The following is a 22,736-nucleotide window of genomic DNA, read 5'->3' on the forward strand; positions in this document are numbered from 1 at the left end:
ACCGGTTACGGGATCTTATTGTTTAATGCTGAACTATTGCAGGAGGGAAGTGGGCCATCAGAAAATATAGTATAAATCACCCAAACAAAAAAAACGAAATGCTTTTAGTTTTTCGTAATCTGCCGAACTTATTCGACGTTATAGGAAACGCTTAATGAAAGTCCGTCTGCCGATGCCCCGGAAACCAAGCAGCAGAATATCCCGGCACGGAACCACAATGCACTGTTAACTGTTAAATAAGCAGAATGGCCAATAGCACGTTTACCACCAAAATCTGAAATCGCGGATCACAAGATCAGTTAAGGAACCTGTAGCAGTAATTTATCAATCATCATATCTAAATCGAACAAGCTATGCTTCTACCCAAATCCGGCTTGCTCGTGTTGCTATTTCTATGTAGCACACTGGCACTATTTGCGCAGCAAAACATTTCAGGAAAAATTAAGGACGCCGTGAATGGCAAACCAATTCCCGGTGTAACTATCAGAATACAGGGCACCAACAGGGGGACCATCTCTGATGGTAGTGGTGCCTATAATTTGACGGTTCCCTCGAACGCTACATTGCTCGTTTCCTTCACGGGCTACAAAACACAAACTATTAAGGTATCAGGTAATGCTACCCTGGACATTACGATGGAGGAAGATTTTGCTAAACTGGATGAAATTGTGGTAACTGGTCTGGCTACTACTGTAAAGAGAAGTAACCTGGCCAATACCGTGGTAACCATCAATGCCAATCAACTGTCTGGCGCTGCACCTGCGCAGACGTTCGATGCTGCGTTGAGTGGTAAGGTACCTGGCGCCCTGATCACGGCCAACTCCGGCGCCCCGGGTGGTGGTATTTCCGTGAAGATGAGGGGTATCACCTCTGTATTTGGTAACTCACAGCCACTATATATAGTGGATGGTATCTTCTTCAACAATAGCAGTATCCCTGCGGGATTGAATGATGTAACCGGTGCTGCTACAGCAGGTAACCCTAATAACCAGGATAACCCTTCCAGCCGTATTGCAGACCTGAACCCACAGGATATTGAGAACATCGAGATCCTGAAAGGAGCCTCTGCTGCTGCCCTCTATGGTGCAAAAGCGGCAGCCGGTGTGGTGATCATCACTACCAAAAAAGGAAGGGCCGGTAAAACAAGGATCAGCGTGAACCAGGAAACGGGGTTTGCCAAAGTAAGACACCTGATGGGTGTCCGTTCTTTTACCCCGGAAACAGCTGCTGATCTGGCAGGTCCGGCTTCCAGCACAGACCCGGCTGTTATAGCGAGACGTGCGGCATATGCGGCACAATACAACGCAGCTAAAAGCGCGGGTAAGATCTTCGACTATGAGAAGGAAATGTATGGCGAAACAGGGCTGATATTGAACACTGGCCTGTCACTGAGTGGTGGTGGAGAAAAGACCACTTTCTACATCTCCGGCAACCGCAGGCAGGAACAGGGTATCGTAAAGAATACCGGCTATTTCAATAACTCTGTACGCGTGAATATCGATCATAAGATCAGCGACCATATCTCGCTGGGCGTTACGACCAGTTATATTCATTCCGACGCTGACAGAGGTCTGACCAACAACGATAACAATGGTGTGACCTACGGTGTGGCTTTATCATCTACTCCCGACTTCGTCTACCTGTTCCCCAATGCATTAGGTGAGTATCCCCGGAACCCGTTTGCGGCCTCCAATCCGCTGGAAACCCGTGATAAAATGAAGAACAATGAGCTGACCAATCGTTTTGTTGGTGGTGCCAACCTGGAGGTACGCATTCAGCAGAATGATCATTCTACTACCAAATTCATTGGTCGTGGTGGTGTGGATTATTTTAACTACAAAACTGCTGCCCTGTTCCCCCGTGATCTGCAGTTTGAGGAAAATGCCCAACAAGGGCATTCCATCCAGGGCAATACCAACAATACCAATACTAACTTAGGCGGTTTCCTGGCCAATACTTTTACGCCAAATGAGAATATCAGTCTGACCAGTACTGTAGGCGCCACCCTGGAAACAGGTTTCATGGACAATATCGTGACGGTGGCTACCAACCTGGTATCCGGACAGAGTAACCTCGACGCCAGCGCCAATACCACTACAAGGCAGTTCAGACAGAAGTACCGTGACAATGGTATTTTCATACAGGAAGACCTCTCACTGATCGACGCGATTACTTTGAGTGGTGGTGTACGTTTTGACCGGTCTACCAATAACGGTGATTACAAAAAATATTATGTATTCCCCAAAGGAGCTATTTCCTGGAACATTGCCAAGATGAAATTCTGGGATGTGAAAGATGTACAGAACCTGAAGATACGTGCTGCCTATGGTCAGTCTGGTAACGTACCGCCATACAGCAGTAAATTCACAGGTATGCTGGGAAGCAATATCGGCGGATATCCGGGTATACTGGTAGATAACCTGCTGGGTAATCCGGACATCAAACCAGAAAGACAGTCAGAGTTTGAAACAGGGCTGGATGTGAGTGTACTGAACGGCAGGATCAGCCTGGAAGCTACTTATTATATCAAGAAGATCCAGGATGTGCTGCTGCGTCATGCGTTGCCGGGATCTTCCGGTTATGCGAATGAGTGGAAGAACAGTGGTGACCTGAAAAACAATGGTATTGAACTGGGACTGACGGCCATACCGATCAACAACAAAAATATCAGGTGGAGTTCTTCCATCAACTGGTGGCGTAACCGTTCGAAGGTGACCAAATTGCTCATCCCTCCGTATGCTATCGGCGCCTTCGGTAACTCACTCGGTACCTTCTACCTGGAACAGGGAGAACCTGCCACACAGATCAAAGGAACTGTTGGTAGCGATCTGAAACTGATCGGTAATTCAGAGCCGAAGTTCCAGATGAGTTTTTATGATGAAGTGACATTCCTGAAGAACTTTACCCTGCGTTTCCTGATACACTGGAAGAAGGGAGGCGACAATATTAACCTTACGCAGCTGCTGACTGACCTGGGTGCGACTTCATTTGACTACGACGATGTGCTGCATGGCCAGAAGGCAGGTGTTTACCGCACCGGTGCAGGTGACGCTTCTATCTATGTACAGGATGCTTCCTATGTACGTATCCGTGAGATAGGGCTTTACTATAATATACCGATTAAGAATACGAATTTCATCAAGGGTGTACGTGTGGGTGTATCGGCCAACAACTTCTTTACCTGGACACATTATGTAGGGTATGATCCAGAGGTATCCAACTTTGGAAGTAATACCATCACTACCTCTACAAGCCGTGGTAGTAATGGTTTATCTACCGGTGTGGATGTTACACCGTTCCCTGCTTCCAAAAGAGCCAGCTTCCATGTTGGTGTGGATTTCTGATCATTTTCTATCTGTTAAAAATTATTTCATATGAAGAACTATTTCTCAATTATAACTGCTGCCTTTTTCCTGCTGATCATGAGTGCATGTCAGAAGGGGGAAATAACCAGCCTGAATACGCCTGTAGTTGGCGGTGTCATTAATAATCCAACCCGTAGTGACCTGTTTAACCTGGTGACAGGTGCCGAATCGGGTATGCGTAACCACTATGCTGTTTACCTGGATGGCATAGGTGCTATCGGCAGGGAGATATATCGTTTCTCTGGTTCTGAACCCCGTTATACGACCGATATTCTCGGTGGTGGTAGCAGAAGACTGGATAATAATACCTTCTACCTGACAAACCCCTGGGGCGCCCGTTACCAGGTAGCCAGGCAATGTTTCATCCTGCTGGATGCGGTGAAGAATGCCCGTCCGGAGATTGCTTCAGATGCACAGAAGAAAGCCTTTTCGGGGTATGCAAAGACGCTGATCGGTTACCAGTTACTGCTGAATATCAACATGACTGATTCCAACGGCGCCCGTATACCGGTGCCGAATGGTGCTACCTTAGGTCCTGTAGTGACAGATCCGGGGAAAGTGATGGATACTATACTGCGATTCCTGGATGATGGAAAGGCAGACCTGACAGGATCGGAAGTTATGTTCCCACTGTCAGATGGCTTTGCCGGTTTCAAAGATGCTGCCGGTCTGCTGAAATTTAACCGTGCGTTGGCTGCCAGGGTGCATATTTATAGAAAGAATTGGACTGCGGCATTGACGGCGCTGAATGAATCCTTCTTTGATCTGAACGGGGCACTGAATACGGGTGTATATCATTACTTCTCTACAAATGGTGGTGACCTGGCCAATACGATGTTCATACCACCAAATAATACCGGTGAAGTAAGAGGCGCACATCCTTCCTATGCAGCGGATATCGTTCCGGGAGATGACCGTATTAACAAGACTGCCCTGCGTAATGCCGCTTTCAGCCAGAATGGCCTCACGGCTACACGTGATGTAGTGATCTGGAGCTCACTGAACTCGCCGGTAAGTATCATCCGCAATGAGGAGCTGATCCTGATCTATGCAGAGGCCAAGATCCAGACCGGATCTATTCCTGATGCTATTGTTGCCCTGAACCGTATCAGAACAGCGCATAACCTGACGCCATATGCCGGAGCTGTGACGCCTGCTGCTTTGACAACTGAATTGTTGTACAACAGGCGTTATTCCCTGTTTATGGAAGGACATCGCTGGATAGACCTGAGACGTTATAACTTATTGGGAACCCTGCCGAAAGACAGACCCGATGATGATGTATGGACAAGGTATCCATTACCACAGAACGAGAGCAATTTGTAGTTTAGTCAGCAACAGCGCCGCAGGAGATCCGTCTTCTGCGGCGCTGTTGTATTTATAGGAAAGTTCCTATCTTTTCTCAGCAAATAGCAAGGCCGCCTCTGTTACTGAAGCGGCCTTATTTATTTTATGCTATGTGAAGTTTTGGGCAGGAAATGTACTATTGCAGGCGACTACTTTTTGGGATAGTTGGTACTGATGTGATATCTGTCTTCCATATCCCATAGCCTGGCACCGCCTTTAATACCGTCTTTATTGGTAAAAATATGAATGTTATCATCCAGGGGAATGGTCAGTTCATCTGCACTGCCTCCACCGATGTACAGACGATCGTAATTGAAGACGGTTTTCAGGATGCCCAGCACGCGTTCCATTCTTTTGTTCCATTTCTCTTTGCCTTCTTTTTCCAGGGCTTTATTCCCGATGTATTCGTCATAATCGTGTTCCCGGGTAACGGGGTGGTGCGCCAGTTCAAGATGGGGCAGCAGGTACCCATCTATCAGCAGTGCGGTGCCAAACCCTGTGCCCAGTGTAACCGCCAGTTCATAGCCTTTACCGCTGACTACGCCAAGTCCCAGCTGATCAGCATCGTTGACGAGTCTTACCGGTTTATTCAACAGGTCGGCGATCTGCTGACCCAGGTCGATATTCTTCCAGTTGGGGTTACCCAGGTTGGGGGCGGTATAGACAATGCCATTGCGGACATAACCGGGAAAACCTACTGAGATCTTGTCGTATGCAGGCATGTCTTTGACCAGTGTGGAAATGGTGGCCAGTACATCGGCAGGTTTGGCGTCTTTGGGTGTAGGTACACGTTTGTAATCCATCTGCCATTCGCCTTGATCGTTGAGAATAGTGCCTTTGATGTGTGATCCGCCTACGTCTATCGCTAGAATATGTCCGGGTGATGTCATTGTATACTGAGATTAATATTAGAGAAAAACCCTGCGTTTTATTACGCAGGGCGTTTCACTGAAATTACTTCAGATTTTGCAGATATTTAATAACATCTTCCCGGAACGGGCCTTTATTTTTGATGGCTTCCAGTACCTGTTCATGTTTGAGATGCGGAAACTGCCTGTGTACATATTCCACTTCCGCAGGATCATTCGCATCAATTCTTATACGGTCTTGCTGACCGACATTGGATTTATTGTCAGACATATGAAAAGGTTTTGAGTGAAAGATCTTTTCATATGTCTGATCAGAGATTGTGCCATTCTTATTGCTGTGAGAATGGTGGTTATTCCTGTTTTTTAAAGACAATGTTTTTTATTCTTCCGTTGGAGAGTTTGAAGCCTGTGATGTTGCCTGCATCTGCCTTTAAAAAATTAATGGTGCCGTTATTGCTGCTGAACCTGTCGGCTACGGATCTGTCAGGGGTGAAGTCAAAGTCGCCCAGGCGCATATGATGAGCAGTCAGTTTCCCATGCTGCACAGTGAATTTATAGGCGGTTTCCAGTTCTTCGCTATAGTAGGTGCCTGTATAGGGTACCAGCAATGCTGAGTCGAGCCTGACGGGCGTTATTCTGGGAGCGATGATATTCCGGTATTTAAGCGCAGCCGCTTTATCGGTGATATTCCTGAAAGTAACGGATGACTGATAAGCGGGCACCCACAATACGGTATCTGATTTTATATCAGTAGGGAATTTACTTTCTCCATCTGCCTGTACCATCATATGGCCTTCTTCAAGGGTAAAGGTAACATACCAGCCGTCGCCCAGCTTGTAGGTGCCGGTATATTTCTTTAGTAATTCCGGATCTCCTTTCAGCGTAGGTAATTTACTGAGATCCTCACGTACTGGAATGGCGGGCAGTTTATCTTTCAGGAACAGTTTTGCGACAGCCAGGGCATTGCTTTCAGGATCAAAGTCGCTGTTATTACTCAGGAGGATGATCGCCAGCTTTTGATCAGGATAAACATTGATAGTCGTCCGGAATCCGGCCCAGCCGCCATCGTGCGAGATATTTCTTATGCCATTGTTGGTTTCTACCGACAGGCCATATCCATAAGTAACGGGTTCTTTATTATTAAGGCTATCTATTTCAAGCATCCGGAGGAAGACGGGGTCTTTCCTGTCTATTTGCTGCTGAAAATGAATGACCCATTTAGAGAGGTCTTCAACAGTCGTAAAGATAGAGCTGGAGCCAAGCGCGGTGAGTGCATCGTTCAATTTGCGGAAGGTCTTGCCATCGTTGTTGTCATAGGAACTTGCAAGGCGAGGGATCACTTTTGAGTAGTCGTCCGATACCAGGGAAGCGTTCATCTGTAAAGGCGTGAAGACGTGCTCCTGTATCCATTGAGGAAAGGGCTTACCGCTTACTTTTGCCACCAGTGCCGCCAGTAAGTTATAGCCGGTATTAGAGTAGGAATACCGTGCGCCTGGCTGGAAGTCAAGGTCATGCTGCAGCTTTACCATCCGCAGGATATCTTCAAATGTGAAGGCTTCGTCCCATCGCCATCCCGCAGCATGTAAGGTAGCAGGCCAGTCTCTCAGTCCGCTGGTATGGTGGACCAGATGACGTATGGTGATGGGGTAGCTGAACTGAGGCACTTCCGGCAGGTATTTCCGGATATCGTCATCCGGAGAGATCTTCCCTTCCTGTATTAGCGTAGAGATGGCGAAGCCAGTGAATTGTTTTGATACAGAGGCAATGTCGAAGACGGTGGCAGGTGTGATAGGGGCATCGTATTCGAGGTTGGCCGTGCCATAACCTTTTTTAAAGATGACCTTTCCGTTCTGTATTACCAGTGCGGCAACTCCCGGAACACCGGAATGGTTATACCTGGAGAAGATCTGATTGATGCTGGTCTCCAATGGTTGTGCGATACATTGTACACAACTCAGCAGCAGTATAACGAGGAGATATCTTTTCATAGTGATGGATTAAGGAATATGAGATATTCCCTAAAGACGAATGAAACTGCTAAAAGTTGCACGTAGTCATGCGTTGATCCAACCTGTAGATGCGGGCACGAAAGATTGTGTGCTTATACTCATTTACCTGGCGAAATCGTCTGTTCTGAAAGGTGATGCCGGAAGGCCTTCTTTGTTGAAGAGATTAGCTCCCTCAGGCGTGTCATCCCAGGCATAACGTACGGCTATGGGTTTTGAAACAGACGGATGCCAGACCACTACTGTATTGTTGACTATTTGAGCATGCGCCCACCTGAATTGCTGATCAGGTCCTGCAATGGCGAAGTGTTTCAGCGGGCCGCCTTTGGCCAGGAGTCCTTTGCCGGTATTAGTGAACCGGATGATGATCTTATTCCCCTGTATGCTCATGTCTTTATAGAGGGGACCGGAGCTGACTACCAGACTGTCGTTGTATGCCAGTTTGCGCGCAGCCAGGGCCAGGCGTTTGCCTACGTCTTCCTTGTTGAGCGGGTGTATGTCGTTCCATTCGCCAATGTCAATAGTGACGGCCATGGCGGTATTAGGAACGGACAGCGTCTTTAACTGCGCTTCCCGTAACAGTGCCCAGTTGCTGCTGGTCGGTTGGGGATGACCGGGCATATAGCTGGTCAGCTGCACATAGAGGAAAGGAAAGTGCTGCATGGGATGCATACTTCCCCATTTTATCCGCCAGTCTTTTATCAGGGCCGGGAATAGCTGGCTGTATTCCGCGGGCCGGTCTGCATTCGCTTCTCCCTGGTACCAGATAACGCCTTTGATGGTGTAGGGTAATAAGGGCGCTATCATGCCATTGTACAGTCCCAAAGGTTGGGTGTAAAAGGTCATGGCAGGCGGAATAGGATCGGTGGCTGCTCCCAGCTGGTATTGCCATGGTCCTTTCAGATCAATGGTATCGGTAGGGGTGAACAGCTGATAAGGTTTGTCTTTATAGAAGCCGCCGTTACCGCTATAGTTGATCACGCGTACGACGATGGTGTTGGTGCCTTGTTGCAGCATGCCGGCAGGGATAGGATATTTCCTGGGAGGGTACTGATATTGGGTAGAGCCGATCAACTGACCATTGAGGTATACGGAATCGCGGTCAACGATATTGCCCAGGAATAGTCTGGCTGGTTGTCCGGCCATGCTTGCCGGTACCTGTATCGTTTTTCTGAACCATACGACACCGTGTATGTTTTTCAGCCCCTGGTCATGCCAGTAGCCTGGAATATTCATGCTCTTCCAGTCATGTGGATTGTAACTGTTATCAGACCATTTAACAGGAGCCTGCATGCCTTTGTCCTGCCACCATAATTGGCTGTACCAGTCGTTGCTGGCCTTCTGATCCGCCTTGCGTATGCTGTCGAGGTACTTTGGATCTCTTAACTTAAGTGCGTTGTAGATAGCCGGAAACTGTTGCAGTGCTTCATCACTTAGCCAGGCTTCCGCGGTCGATCCGCCGGCAGCGGCCCTGATGATGCCGATGGGAATGTGATATTTTTCGTATAGTGCTTTCGCAAAGAAATATCCTACACCAGAGAATTGTAATACTGATTCCGGATCGGCCATTGCCCAGGAGCCGGTTTCCAGGTCATCCAACGGCTGTTGCCAGTTCATTCTTGTAGCGACATTAAAAGCCCTGATGTTAGGATTAGTGGCGGCTGCGATCACTGCAGGGTATTTATCCTTCAACCTTGTCATGGGCAGCTCCATATTGGATTGTCCGGAGCACAGCCAGACGTCGCCAATCAGGATGTTCCTGATGGTGAGGTGATTGCTGGCATCAATCTTCATGTCGTAGGGACCGCCGGCCTCCATGGGCGGAACGGCCACATGCCAGTGGCCATCCGCAGGAGTGATCGTTTCGTATTGTTGTCCGGCAAAACTGATGGTGATGTTTTCCCCTGCGGTAGCCCATCCCCACAGGTTTAGCTGGGTTTCCCGCTGTAATACCATATTATCGCTGATCAGACGTGGAAGCCTGACCTGCGCGTGCATGGAACAACTTATTACAGTGCTGAGAAGGAACAAACGAAATGTCTTCATAAAACGTGAGATATGTGAAGCTTAGAATCCAATTGAATTACCGCCGTCGACAGGTAGTATTACGCCCGTAATATACCTGGAAGCATCTGAAGCAAGAAAGAGTGCGGCATCTGCCACATCCTCGGGTAGTCCCATGTGTCCCATGGGGGTTCTGCCAATGGCTTTCTGTTTCCTTTCAGGGTCTGCGTTCAGTGCTTTGGCCGTCATGGCTGTTTCGATGAAGCCGGGAGCAATGGAATTAATGCGGATCCCTTTGGGAGATAATTCGACAGCCATGGCCCTTGTCATGCCGTCTATTGCCGTTTTGCTGGCGCTGTAAGCTATCACCCTTGGCATGCCATATTGTGCCGCCATAGAGCTTATATTGATGATACTGCCGCTGCCTGCAGGTAACATGTGTTTCACTACTTCTCTTGAAATAGCGAATACGGAGCAGAGGTTGGTGGTGATGATCTGCTGGAAGTCTTCGTCGGTGGTATCGATGAAATCTTTCTTCATATTGATGCCGGCGTTATTCACCAGGACGTCAATATGCCCGAACTGGTCGATGATCTTGTTGATGAGGTCCGGGATGGAAGACAGATTGCTTACATCATGGATGACAGGGTAACAGCGATCGCCCAGTTGTGCTTTGGCTGCCTGCAGTTTCCTTTCATCTCTGCCTACGATGACGGTGTGTATACCGCTGCTGATGAATTTTTCTGTAATAGCGAGTCCTATACCTGAGCCTCCGCCGGTTACTATTGCTACTCGTTTGTTTGCTCTGTCCATATCGGTTGTTGATTTAAGGTATATCAGTTTCCCGGTGCATAAGGGAAATGTTGTTGTTGATAATATTCGAGTGTATGGTCCGGTTGTTCGTAATTGGCCGGGAAGGGCATTCCGGAGAAGGTCTGGAAATATAACAGACAAACATTCCTCCACCAGATAGCTTCTTTGTGCTGGATGGCCAGCAGCATCTGTACCTGGTGAAATCTTTCCGGATCAATATAACCTTTAAGCTGTTCCCATTTATGTTGCATGGCGCTGACGGTGTCTACGCCTTCCTGATATTTGTGGCAAAGCTCGTTCCACAGGGTTCTGCCGGAATGCATTTTGTGCTGCCAGCTGACGTGGTGGAACCACAGCAGGTATTGATCGCTGCAGGTATTGCTGTCGGCGTACAATTGTCTTACCGCTGGTTGGTATTGCTGAAGCGCATTAGTGCCGGTGGCTGTTCTGTCAAAGCCGATACCTTTTGCGTCTGCTTTGTGGTAGTATATTGGATCCCAGTCGGGGCGGGGTGCTTTGTTGCTCCATGGTGCGGGACCGTAATGATGCCCGTTACCCATAATGTGATGCAGGCCGAGTGGTGTCATGTAGTTCACAACAGCTTCGCGGGAAGCGAGCATGATCTGTTTGATAGATGTGACTACTGCCGGATCGTTACTGAATGTTTGTCCGATCCATTCTGTGGCTATCTGTTCACTGCTGAGTGTATGATCCCATGCGAGTCGCCCGAGGGCATACCAGTTCGCCTGACCGAAGAGATGACCTGTCCAGTTGCGTTCATTACCAATGTTGGACACCCCTGCGATGCCTGACAATGTATGATCGTAGAGACTACCGTCAATGACCTTCGCAATGGTGCTGTTCGGACCTTTCGCATATGTATCTGCGTCAAGCACTTCTTTGAACAGGGGTGCTTCATAGACGAGGTGTGTACCCTGGCCGAGGTATTCCTGTGTAAGCTGGAATTCCATCATGAGCGGCGTTTGTGGCATAGCGCCGAACAGCGGAGAGAATGGTTCTCTTGGCTGGAAGTCGATAGGGCCGTTCTTCACCTGTACGAGTACGTTCTTGCGGAACTTACCGTCTAATGGAGTGAATTCGTTGTATGCCTGTTTGAAGCGGTCATTGGCTTGCGGATCGTATACGAAGGCACGCCAGATGATAATACCGCCGAAGGGCGCTACTGCTTCTGCCAGCATATTGGCGCCGTCTGCATGGGTACGGCCATAGTTTTGCGGACCGGGTTGTCCTTCGCTGTTGGCTTTAACCAGGAAGCCGCCGAAGTCGGGGATCAGTTGGTAGATCTCTTTAGCTTTGGCCTGCCACCATTGGCGGACGGTGTCGTTAAGCGGATCAGCGGTTTTCAGGTGACCTATTTCCATAGGGGCGCTGAAGCGGGCGCTGAGGTATACTTTAATGCCGTAGGGGCGGAGGATATTGGCGAGTGCGGCTACCTTTTGCAGATATGGGCCTGTGAGTATAGTTGCGTTGGCGTTGACGTTATTAAGTACTGCTCCGTTGATGCCGATTGACGCATTGGCGCGGGCGTAGTCGATATAACGGTCATCTATATAGTCGGGCAGGGTATGCCAGTTCCAGATGGAGATGCCGGCGTATCCGCGTTCTACGTATCTGTTCAGGTTATCCCAGTGGTTTAACAGTCGGAGTTTGACACGCGGTGAGGAGGTGATGTGTAAGTTTTCGATGGGTTGGTGGGTTTGGATCAGTCGCAGGAAGTGGAAGGCGCCGTAAAGTACGCCTGTTTCTGTGTTGGCGGTGATGATCGTGTAGTGTTTACCGTTGATTACTTTTGATATGATCAGAAAGCCTTCTGGGCCTGTTGGTTTATCTTCCAGGTTTAATGCTTCGCGTGTGCCTGCGATGAGGGTGTTGGTTGTTGTGTCTTTCGTTGGTATATGTGTGTCGAGCAGGCCGTTTAAGCCGAGTTCGAGTTCTTTCCTTACCGCTTCCATAGTGGGCGAGTGGCCTTTTATCTGAATAGCGGTGATGGTTTTCCTGTAGGATGTCAGTAGTAGGTTGTTGTTGTCTATGCGCTTGTACCGGAGCCAGAGATTGTATCCGTCTTCGGCGTGTAATAGATGCACGAGGCATAATGACAACAGCAGCAACAGTGTTTTTCTCATAACGGGGGAATTGTGAAAATACAATCGGTTGCGTAAAAGTCGGGAAAAGAATTTTAATTACAAAGATTTGTTTTGGGAGATGGTGTTTTGGTGAGTGAGGGGGGAAGTTGCTGCGGTTTCAGGTGGGATGGTGGGTTGTTGTTTTTTGGGATTGTGGTGGGGAAGTTGCTGCGGTTTCAGGTGGGATGGTGGTTTGTTGTTTTTTGGGGTTGTGGTGGGGGAAGTTGCTGCGGTTTCAGGTGGGACCACGGGCTGTACCCCTTTTCGATCTTTGCTATTGGGCTTTATCAGGCGTATTGAGCGTGGGGATTTTTATTAAACCCCTGGTTGATCGCTTCAGCATCTCAAAGGGCTAAGGCCCTTAGGTCTCCACCTGAAACCCTCCGCTACTTTGGGAGGGCTGATGATGGGAGGAGTGGCCGCAATTCAGGCCGTCAACCACAACAAAACATCGATCAACCCCTTTAGGGGGTGTCTTGTTTGTAGCGCGGGGTGATAACCCCGGGGAAGGTGATAACCCCGGGTAAGATGACAACCCCGGGATGATGATAACGAGGGAACGTGATAATTCCCGGGGAATCCAATAACCACAACAAAACATCGATCAACCCCTTTAGGGGTTGTCTTGTTTGTAGCGCGGGGTGATAACCCCGGGAAGGTGATAACCCCGGGAAGGTGATAACCCCGGGGAAGGTGATAACCCCGGGATGATGATAACACGGGGATAATGATAACATTGGAACGTGATAATCACCGAAAATCCGATCACCACAACAAAACATCGATCAACCCCTTTAGGGGTTGTCTTGTTTGTAGCGCGGGGTGATAACCCCGGGAAGGTGATAACCCCGGGATGATGATAACCCCGGGATGATGATAACACGGGAACGTGATGATCCCGCAGAATCCGATCACCACAACAAAACATCGATCAACCCCTTTAGGGGTTGTGTTGTTTGTAACGCGGGGTGATAACCCCGGGAACGAACATCAACACACCCCGATTTGCATAAAAAAGACAAGATGTATTAACTTGCGGCCCTTATGTGTGAATTGTTTACGAATTTATATAATGCTTATTTTACCCTTGGTGGGTCGGATAAGTATATCATGGGTAAGAATTTAAGAATGGTCAGCCTTTCCGAGAATGCGTATTTGCTTCACCTGGATACCCGGGAGGTAACCTATCTGAACTGGTTTTATGGAAATCCGACCTGTGGGTTGATCAGTGAAGACGAAAGGTGGGTTGTAATGGCGGGAGATTTTGAAATAACGGTATGGGATGAGGGTGTTGTCACCACTATTGATACAAGTCCCGTATTTGATATCCGTCAGAAAGATGCGTTTACTGTAGAGCTGTTAGTGAATATACCATACCTGGATGCAGCGGTATGGGAGCTGAATATCGCGACGATGGAATTACGGAAGACGGGGCATTATACGTTGTTCTTTAACAGGGAATATCTCAGCAAATGTACTATCCTGAGTGAGTCATAATGGTTATTTCCTCTTTCCGGAGGATGCCCTGATAATCAGTTCAGATCTTAGCACAATCGTATTGGTATCTGTAATATTAGTATCTCCGTTGAGGTGGTTGGCGAGGCTGGTAACTGCAGCTTGTCCCATGTTGTAGCCGGGATAGTTGACGGTGGTAAGGTTAGGCTCTATGACCCTGCTGATAGGGTCATTATTGAAGCCGGCAAAGGCGATATCTTCCGGGATGTTGACACCGGCGTTCTTGAGGGCGATCATGCAGTATACGGCAGAAGTGTCGTTGGCGCAGCAGACGGCTTCCGGCCGGTCTTTAGGTTTCAGTTTGAGGAGTTGTTTAGCGACGTCTGTGCCACATTCTTCGGTCAGGTTGCCTGTTATGACCAGTTTCTCGTCGAAGTGTAGTTTATGGTCCTGTAAGGCTTGTTTGTAGCCTCTTAATCTTTCGGAATAAACATTCAGTAACATATTGCCGCCCAGGTGCATAATGCGTTTGTGACCCTGCATGATCAAATGCCTGGTAACCTGGTAAGCTGCTGTGAAGTTATCTATAATAATACTGGTGCTGTCGGGATGAGGGGCTACACGGTCAAAGAAGATGACAGGGATCTTCTTACTAAAGAACACATCGAAATGCCGGACGTCTGAGCTATGGGCCAGGGATACCAGCAGTCCATCTACTCTTTTATTGAACATTGTCATCACGTTCTCCATTTCCTTGTCGGCCTGCTCCAGGGACTGTGCAATGATCAGGTTATATCCTTCTCTGCTGGCAGCGTTCTCCATGCCTGCCAGTACTGAGGACATGAAACTACTATTCAGTCTGGGCACGATAACCCCCAGTGTCTGGGTACGTTTGCTACGGAGACTGCTGGCAAAGGTATTGGAACGATAGCCCAGTTGTTTGGCTGCTTCAGCGATCTTCTTCCGCGTCTTTATATTAATAGTCGGATGGTCTTTCAACCCACGACTGACCGTCGTTGGTGAAATGTTCAGATGCCTGGCTATATCGTAGATCGTAATTTCTTTTTCTTCTGACATGACAAGAGTGTTTCCCGTGCAAATAAAAGTAGAAATATTTTAAGGAAAAAATACAATCGGTTGTATTTTTTATGAAAAGTACTATATTCGTTGTGTGAAAAGACTGATTTAAAGATTCCACTATGTAAGCACATATTTCAAGGGTTCCACGAATAAATAAAAGAAGGCTAGTGCCAACGGTTTAATGAAAAACAGACAATTCATTTCCTGCCTGCCTATGGCTATAAGCAACCCTTTACTGTGACTTCATAACTACCGGCGATATAATTACTGAATAGCCCAAAGGGCTAGGGGAAGTTGCGTGCTGTAATTTAAGCTGGTATTGACATCTTCTGTATTACAACCGATTTCATTTTATATCAATCAAATAAGGGAAAATGGTCAATCTACATCTACAATGCTGTAAGGGTAAATGGTGGCGGTATACGGCCTTCTGGGCGGCCGTGATGCTCTTTTGCCAGCTTACCTTTCCTGCGGTAAGTTTTGCACAGCAGGATAAAACAATTAAAGGCAGGGTTATCAGTGACCAGGGGACAGCAATTATCGGGGCGACAGTACAGGTAAAAGGAACTGCGAATGGTACTGTGACCAATGTGAGTGGTGAGTTTGCCATCACAGCCGGTCCTCAGGCCGTGCTTGTAGTATCAAGTATAGGATTTGGTGAAAAAGAAGTGGCTGTGGGCGGCAGAACAGAAGTAAATATACAACTGTTGCCTGTAGCGAAAGATATAGGTGAGGTAGTCGTAGTGGGATATGGTACACAGAAGCGGAAAGACGTGACCGGATCGATCGTTTCAGTGAATGAAACCACCTTGCGTGAAGTGCCGGCAGCTAACCTGCAACAGGCATTACAGGGAAGGGCCGCCGGTCTTGAGATTCAGCGTGCCGGTACTACTCCCGGTTCAGGTGCACAGATCAGGGTGAGAGGTACAAGGTCCATCAGTGGTTCCAATGAACCCTTGTTTGTCGTGGATGGTATTCCTTTTGAAGGTACCCTCAATGATCTGAACCCTGATGATATTGCCTCCATTGATGTGCTTAAAGATGCTTCTGCTACTGCTATCTATGGCTCCAGGGGCGCGAATGGTGTCATCATCGTTACGACTAAACGTGGTAAGAGCGGCGACACCAGGATTGCTTATAGTGGTTATCATGGTATCAGTACCGTGGCTAACAAATACCCTGTATTTAATGCGCAGGAGTATCAGGCTATGCGTAATACTTCTACCTGGGGACAAGGTTACATGCCGGAAGAACAGAAATCCATTGCCAGCGGCAGGACTACTAACTGGCAGAACCTGATGTATAGTTCAGGTTATCGGACTAACCATAATATTACGGTAACAGGCGGACATGGTGGTAATAATTTCTCTCTTGGTGGTGGTTATTATAAAGAAGAGGCGGTATTACCAGGACAGGATTTCACCCGTTATTCGCTGAGGGCAACAATTGACACGCGTATCGGTAAGCGCATTAAAGTGGGTATTACTACGCTCAACCAGGTGGGGGTTACCAATGGCTCACAGTTCGTAGCTGCTGCAACAATGTTCCCTATTCTCGCAATGAGTCCGCTGATGCCTGCCTATGACAGTACCGGTGCTGTGATTCCGTTACCGAATGGTAATATCGATGATAATAACTATCCGACTTATAGTGCGCTGTTGCTGAAACATAATAACAATAACTGGGTGGATAAAGTCCGCAGGCTGACTACCAACAATAGTGTTTATGGTGAATACGAGATACTGGACGGATTGCGCTACCGTGTGAACCTGGGGCTGAGCTACCGTCAGCAGGAAAGCGATCAGTTCCAGAGTGGTAATACGCCTACCAATCCTGCCTTCTTCCGTGGTTTTAAAGGGAATACAGCTTCTGTCAACAATGAAGAATCGTGGGGCTACACGCTGGAGCACCTCTTGTATTACGACAAGACCATCGCACAGAAACATCGTATCAGTTTTACAGGCCTGTACAGCGTACAGGAGAATCATACGCATAATACACAGGTGTCTAAAGACTCTATCAATGAAGATTTTGTACAATTCTACAACCTGGCGCAATCCAATGTAACACCTGCAGCTGTTGTGAGTGGCGGTGAAAGTTCATGGGCTTTGTTGTCTTACATGGCCAGGGTCAATTATGTTTATGATGACCGTTATATGCTGACCCTGACGGGCCGTATGGATGGATCTTCGAGATTGTCGCCGGGCCAGAAATGGCATTCCTATCCGGCTGTATCTGCGGGCTGGAATATCAGTAAAGAAGCCTTTATGAGTAAGGTGAAGTATCTGTCCAACCTGAAGCTGCGGGCCGGCTGGGGACAAACATCCAATCAGGCGGTGAATCCATATGCATCATTGGGACTGGTGACTAACAACAACTTCCTGACAGCGCCGGGTAATGTGATCAGGTATAACTATGGCAGCAGTATTGTGACAGGGTACCAGGTAAATACATTGCCTAATCCGAACCTGCAATGGGAGTATACACAGACACGTAACATTGGTGTAGACTTCGGTCTGTTCAAGGACAGGTTGACCGGTAGCGTGGATTATTACTATGCCAAGACTAACAGGATATTGTATAGTGTGACGTTACCGCCTACTTCAGGTGTAGCGGGCGCTTATCAGACCAACATCGGTGAGATGCAGAACAAGGGGATGGAGTTTTCCGTATCATCTGTCAACATCAGATCGAAGGGCGGATTCTCCTGGACAACAGACCTGAACCTCTTCTTCAACAGGAACAAGATCCTGAAATTAAGTAACCAGGTAACGCAGGATGTGGCGAACCAGTTGTTTGTTGGACATCCGATGTCGGCTATTTATGATTACAAGAAGTTGGGCATCTGGCAGACCAGTGAAGCAGCTGAAGCTGCGAAGTTTGGCGCGATGCCGGGACAGATCAAGTTTGAAGATCATGGTGGTCCGGATGGCAAGCCTGATGGTCAGATCAGTGCATTGTACGACCGGTATGTGATTGGTAGCCTGGATGCCCGTTTGCAGGGTGGATTGACCAACAGGTTTGCTTATAAGGGTATTGACCTGAGTATAGTGATGTATGCACGTTTCGGGGGAATGCTGATCAGCCAGGTCCATCAGCCGAATGCTGCTTACCTGACGGTAATGGATGGCAAACGTAATGGCATCAAGGTAGATTACTGGACAGAGAATAATCCTTCCAACTGGTTCCCGAAACCACAGGCCACTATCAGCAGTATCAGTACTGCGTGGACTACGCTGGGGTACTATGATGCTACTTTCGTGAAGATCAGAAGTATTAACCTGGGATATACTTTTAGTCCGGAGTTGCTGAAGCGCCTGAATGCGCAGGCGATCCGCTTCTATTTCACGGTGGATAATGTGGCTACTTTGTTCTCTCCGTTCAAGCATAAAACGGGCATTGATCCGGAAGGAACAGGTACGGGTACACAGGGTGTAGCGGATCCGGGTAATATCCGTCCGAATACCAATGGAAACGGTTCTATCACCTTAGGCGCCAGCACACCACCTACGAGGACATTTACGCTGGGCGCGAATATCTCACTTTAAATCATTTTCACGCATATGAAGTCTATATATAAGTTGATGATGATGGTAGCCGGAGGATTACTGCTGACAGTAACCGGCTGCAACAAGAAACTGGACGAGCATCCTTATACGGTGTTTTCCGTAGCCTATTTCAAAACGCCGGCAGGTTTGCAGAATGCGGTGAACGCGTTGTATTCCGGTATGCGATATGACTATGGTCCGGAGGGTGCTGTGGCGATCACTGTAGATGGGACAGATGAATACACCTATGCAGAGCAGCCCAGGAATGGGGCGGGTGGTACACAGGATTTCCTGACCCTGGGTAACTATACGCTGGACTTTGCAAACGGCGCTATCCAGACGCCATGGAACAGGAACTATTCCAATATCAATCTGGCGAATGCAGTGGTACAGTTTGCGCCGGAGGTGGCTATCAGTGATGATCAGCGGAAGGTGATAGTTGGAGAAGCTCGGTTCTTAAGGGCGCAGTATTATATGCTGCTGGTGCAGCAGTTTGGCGCAGTGCCATTAGATCTGGGAAGCGGCGAACTGAAATTCAATGAAGTGGCTTTCCAGGGTTTCAACAGGTTACCGGTGGCAGATCTGCTGGTGAAGGATTACAACGCTATTATAGACGATCTTATTTTCGCCAGTCAGAATCTGCCGGATAAAAGACCCGCTAATGCCTTTAAACTGTCGAAATCAGCCGCTTTTCATCTGTTGGCGAAGGCGTATATCCACCGGGCTTATTCTGCGGCAAAACAGCCTTCAGATTTCACAAATGCCTATAATGCGGCTATGCAACTGATCAACAACCAGGCATTGTACGGTGTTGCACTGCAGCAGAGTTATGCAGATGTACATAAACCGGGTAATGATTATAATGCGGAGATCCTGTATGCAGTAGAGCGTATTCCGGGTAATAACAATGCGAATGAAGTGGGTAATCCGAACAGCATCGGCGGTTCAAAGGGCATTGATGCCAATAATGATCTTGTAGGCGATTATACCTCTGTGAGGGCGCCGCTGGCTAGTTCCACTACGCAGCCTGTTGCTACGAGAACGGTGCAGTATGGTCGTCCGATCAGGCGTTTTTGTCCGACGCCCTGGCTGTACAATGTGGCTTTTGCCGATAAGACCAATGACAGCCGTTATGATGGTTCATTCCGTACGGTGTATGTCGCTTCGGTGACCGGGGGCGGGTTTACAGCGAATGTAGACACTGCTTTCATCCTGGCAAAGACGGATCGTATTGCGGATTCACTGAATGGGATATCGCCCGCAGGGCCGAAGTTGAAGCCATATCGTGTGATCGCACCCCGTGAGTTTTACCTGATTGGTGGGTCGATAGATGCGACAGTGACAAGGAATATGTATCCCAGTCTCAGTAAGTATGAAGATCCTAATAAACTGGCTGCGAACGACCAGGGAGGAAGACCTTTTGTAGTCAGCAAATTATCCGAAGTATACCTGCTCGCGGCAGAGGCAGCGCTGGGTGACAATCATCCTGCGGATGCAGTAGCCCTGATCAATGTATTGAAACAGCGAGCGGCTTATCGCCCGGGATTGAGTGCTGACGAAGTAACGAACCGTTACAATGCTATTAAGGTAAATGATGTAGCGCAGATCACGCTTGATTTCATCCTTGATGAGCGTACCCGTGAGCTGTGCGGTGAAAGCATGCGCTGGCCTGACCTGGCGGTGCGTGGTAAACTGATTGACAGGGTGAAAAAGTATAATCCGGATGCGGCTAATGGCATCAAAGATTTTCATGTGTTGCGACCTATTCCCAAAGGCCAGCTGGATGCCGTGGCGGATATGAATAAGGCGCAGTATCAGAATCAGGGGTATTGACGGGTTTTCATGTTAAATTATTCATAGGACGGATAAAAATGCCTGTAGCCTTGCGTTGCAGGCATTGCCCTTGATAGCAATTTGTAAATTTATGAAGCTGTTGTGAATGCGGGTGGTGCCCGGTGATATCAGATAAACAATATTCGTTTCATTGAGAATAATACTATAGCTAATGTTATTGATGGAGAAAACAATGCGCTGGTTCGGCCCGAATGATCCGGTGAGCCTGTGGGATATCAGACAGTCAGGATGTACAGGTGTGGTGACGGCGTTACATCATATACCGGTGGGAGAGGTATGGACGATACCGGAGATCCTCAAACGAAAGAAAGAAATTGCTGCTGCCGGCATGGACTGGACGGTGATTGAAAGTTTGCCGGTAAGCGAGGATATTAAAAAGCAATACGGTGATTATCAGCGGCATATTGCCAACTATAAAGAAAGTCTGTTCAACGTTGGGAAATGCGGTCTGAAGGTGGTGACTTACAATTTTATGCCAGTGCTGGACTGGGTGCGGACAGACGTTCAATACACCTTGCCGGATGGGAGTAAAGCCCTGCGTTACGAGCGTTCGGCGTTCATCGCGTTTGACCTGTTTATGCTGGAAAGACCGGGAGCTATCCAGGATTATACTTCCGCAGAGATTGCGGCAGCAAGGGCTTTGCTGGAGAATATGTCAGCGGAAGAAAAGGCGCGGTTATATAAGAATGCGTTATTGGGATTGCCGGGCAGTGATGTACCTTTTACGGCGGGGGAAGTGCTGGCGGCGTTGGATACTTATAAGGGGATCGATGCCGATCAATTGAGGGAACATCTGTATTATTTCCTTCGGGAGGTAGCGCCTGTGGCGGAAGCTGCGGGTGTGCAGCTAGCTATTCATCCGGATGATCCGCCTTTTCCTGTGCTGGGCTTGCCGCGTATTCTCAGTACTGCTGCGGATGTAGAAGCGCTATTTGCTGCGGTGCCATTATCGGCGAACGGGTTATGCTTCTGTACCGGCTCTTTTGGGGTGAGAAAGGATAATCAGCTGCCGAAGATGGTACGGCAATTCGGCGATCGTATTCATTTTGTTCACCTGCGGAATACCCAGCAGGATGCGGCGGGAAACTTCTTTGAGTCGGATCACCTGGATGGGATTGTCGATATGTATGCCGTTGTGAAGGAATTGGTGCTGTTAATGCAGCGGAGAGGGCATACGCTTCCCATGCGACCGGATCATGGTCACCAGATGTTGGACGATCTTTCCAAAACTACCTACCCCGGTTACTCGGCGATAGGTCGTTTAAAGGGCTTAGCGGAGTTGAGAGGCTTGGAAATGGGGATCGCTGTCGGGCTAAGCGGGCGGTAATACGTCGCTTTTTACCTGGATGTGGGTAGGCGTTAGGACGAAGTAAGGGTATCTTTGACATGGACTTAGGTTGGACCTGTAATTTAGGTCTGACCCTGGTCTGTGGTGGTGGGGCGGGTTCCACGATGCCGATGATGTCGAGAGCCTGGTGTACTTCAAGCAGGAGTATTGTCAGATTGTTGTTCCTCCCGAGGGTAATGGTTGTTGTTTCTTTGATTGTCATGGCCTCGGTAGCTTCGAGGTCAATCTTTTCTTCTTCAAAATCGATGGATAAGGTGATGACCTTTGCGGTTATGTCCTTATGAGTGCCGGGGATCGTTATACTGATATTTTCGTCCTTTTTTATGTTCACGTAGTCCATTTTAGGGACACGTGTTTCGATGTTGAACCGGAAACCGGTTAAGGCGGACATATTTTCCGGGAGGAGTCGCTTTTCTCCGGCAGGGCGTGCTGCGTCCTGGCGTAAGATATTTGCCAATACGGTGTTCAGGCGGTAGTGGAGGCTCTCGTCTTTGTACTTGCTTGTATACGGCTTTAACGCCTGACGGATCACGCGACTGGCTTTGCTGGCGGTGCCGAAATCGCTGGCGGTGCGTTTTGTGGCAGCGGTTTGGTGGACTTCTTCCGGCGCCTGCCGGACGTAGTAATTCTTTCTACCTTTTTTGTCTCTTCGGTAGTAGTATACCAGGTCGGCCATGCGACCTGATAATGGAATAATGCTATTTTGTCTAGGCATTAATGATTGATTTTGAGTTGATTGAAGGTACGGAAAATGAGCGGGATGTTTAGCTTCTTTTTTCCGCTAAGTAGCTTCGGTTTCAGTATGGGATGTCGGTCGGCGCCTCTCTGGAATGCTATTTAGCTTTGTCAATCGAATAGGGGTTGGGATATCTATTGGACGGTATCGGTCGTGTCGCCGGAGAG

14 protein-coding genes are annotated in these 22,736 nt (G+C 48.3%); 6 read left to right on the forward strand and 8 right to left on the reverse strand.

Annotated features, from left to right (window positions below; all coding sequences use genetic code 11):
- The first annotated feature begins 353 nt into the window (after window positions 1-353).
- On the forward strand, window positions 354-3,344 hold the full coding sequence (locus CLV42_RS27805) for a SusC/RagA family TonB-linked outer membrane protein (protein ID WP_106605209.1): 2,991 nt from the start codon (window positions 354-356) through the stop codon (window positions 3,342-3,344).
- Between the two features lie 30 nt (window positions 3,345-3,374).
- Complete coding sequence (locus CLV42_RS27810; RefSeq protein WP_106605210.1) at window positions 3,375-4,691, forward strand: RagB/SusD family nutrient uptake outer membrane protein; 1,317 nt, start codon at window positions 3,375-3,377, stop codon at window positions 4,689-4,691.
- Between the two features lie 170 nt (window positions 4,692-4,861).
- On the opposite strand, the gene CLV42_RS27815 is transcribed toward CLV42_RS27810, so the two are convergent.
- The 6 genes from CLV42_RS27815 to CLV42_RS27840 all read right to left on the reverse strand — a co-directional run bounded on the left by CLV42_RS27815 (window position 4,862) and on the right by CLV42_RS27840 (window position 12,548).
- Window positions 4,862-5,602, reverse strand: a complete 741-nt coding sequence (locus CLV42_RS27815) for an ROK family protein (RefSeq protein ID WP_106605211.1) — start codon at window positions 5,600-5,602, stop codon at window positions 4,862-4,864.
- A 64-nt stretch (window positions 5,603-5,666) separates the two neighbouring features.
- On the reverse strand, window positions 5,667-5,852 hold the full coding sequence (locus CLV42_RS27820) for a DUF3606 domain-containing protein (RefSeq protein ID WP_106605212.1): 186 nt from the start codon (window positions 5,850-5,852) through the stop codon (window positions 5,667-5,669).
- A 79-nt stretch (window positions 5,853-5,931) separates the two neighbouring features.
- Entirely contained in the window at window positions 5,932-7,569 is a 1,638-nt protein-coding gene (locus CLV42_RS27825; protein ID WP_106605213.1) for a serine hydrolase domain-containing protein, read from the reverse strand.
- A 123-nt stretch (window positions 7,570-7,692) separates the two neighbouring features.
- Window positions 7,693-9,633, reverse strand: coding sequence for a sialate O-acetylesterase (locus CLV42_RS27830; RefSeq protein WP_106605214.1), 1,941 nt, complete (start codon window positions 9,631-9,633; stop codon window positions 7,693-7,695).
- A 21-nt stretch (window positions 9,634-9,654) separates the two neighbouring features.
- A complete protein-coding gene (locus tag CLV42_RS27835) occupies window positions 9,655-10,404 on the reverse strand; it encodes an SDR family NAD(P)-dependent oxidoreductase (protein ID WP_106605215.1) in 750 nt (249 codons plus the stop codon).
- A 23-nt stretch (window positions 10,405-10,427) separates the two neighbouring features.
- Window positions 10,428-12,548 (reverse strand): alpha-glucuronidase family glycosyl hydrolase, encoded by a 2,121-nt coding sequence (locus tag CLV42_RS27840; RefSeq protein WP_106605216.1) that lies wholly within the window; start codon window positions 12,546-12,548, stop codon window positions 10,428-10,430.
- A 1,110-nt stretch (window positions 12,549-13,658) separates the two neighbouring features.
- Between CLV42_RS27840 and CLV42_RS27845 the strand changes: the two genes are divergently transcribed.
- On the forward strand, window positions 13,659-14,045 hold the full coding sequence (locus CLV42_RS27845) for a hypothetical protein (protein WP_146154503.1): 387 nt from the start codon (window positions 13,659-13,661) through the stop codon (window positions 14,043-14,045).
- Window positions 14,046-14,048: 3 nt separating this feature from the next.
- On the opposite strand, the gene CLV42_RS27850 is transcribed toward CLV42_RS27845, so the two are convergent.
- Entirely contained in the window at window positions 14,049-15,080 is a 1,032-nt protein-coding gene (locus CLV42_RS27850; RefSeq protein ID WP_106605218.1) for a LacI family DNA-binding transcriptional regulator, read from the reverse strand.
- A 377-nt stretch (window positions 15,081-15,457) separates the two neighbouring features.
- Here CLV42_RS27850 and CLV42_RS27855 point away from each other — a divergent pair, with 377 nt between their 5' ends.
- From CLV42_RS27855 to uxuA, 3 genes are all read left to right on the forward strand, one after another.
- Entirely contained in the window at window positions 15,458-18,631 is a 3,174-nt protein-coding gene (locus CLV42_RS27855) for a SusC/RagA family TonB-linked outer membrane protein (protein WP_106605219.1), read from the forward strand.
- A gap of 15 nt (window positions 18,632-18,646) precedes the next feature.
- Complete coding sequence (locus CLV42_RS27860; protein ID WP_106605220.1) at window positions 18,647-20,464, forward strand: RagB/SusD family nutrient uptake outer membrane protein; 1,818 nt, start codon at window positions 18,647-18,649, stop codon at window positions 20,462-20,464.
- Window positions 20,465-20,645: 181 nt separating this feature from the next.
- Window positions 20,646-21,812: a mannonate dehydratase gene (uxuA, locus tag CLV42_RS27865; RefSeq protein WP_211303547.1), complete on the forward strand. Its 1,167-nt coding sequence runs from the start codon at window positions 20,646-20,648 to the stop codon at window positions 21,810-21,812.
- On the opposite strand, the gene CLV42_RS33750 is transcribed toward uxuA, so the two are convergent.
- Window positions 21,715-22,548, reverse strand: a complete 834-nt coding sequence (locus CLV42_RS33750) for a hypothetical protein (RefSeq protein ID WP_146154504.1) — start codon at window positions 22,546-22,548, stop codon at window positions 21,715-21,717. The genes uxuA and CLV42_RS33750 overlap by 98 nt on opposite strands.
- Window positions 22,549-22,736 lie beyond the last annotated feature (188 nt).

Origin of the sequence: Chitinophaga ginsengisoli, assembly GCF_003014595.1 — a bacterium.
Taxonomy (GTDB): domain Bacteria; phylum Bacteroidota; class Bacteroidia; order Chitinophagales; family Chitinophagaceae; genus Chitinophaga; species Chitinophaga ginsengisoli.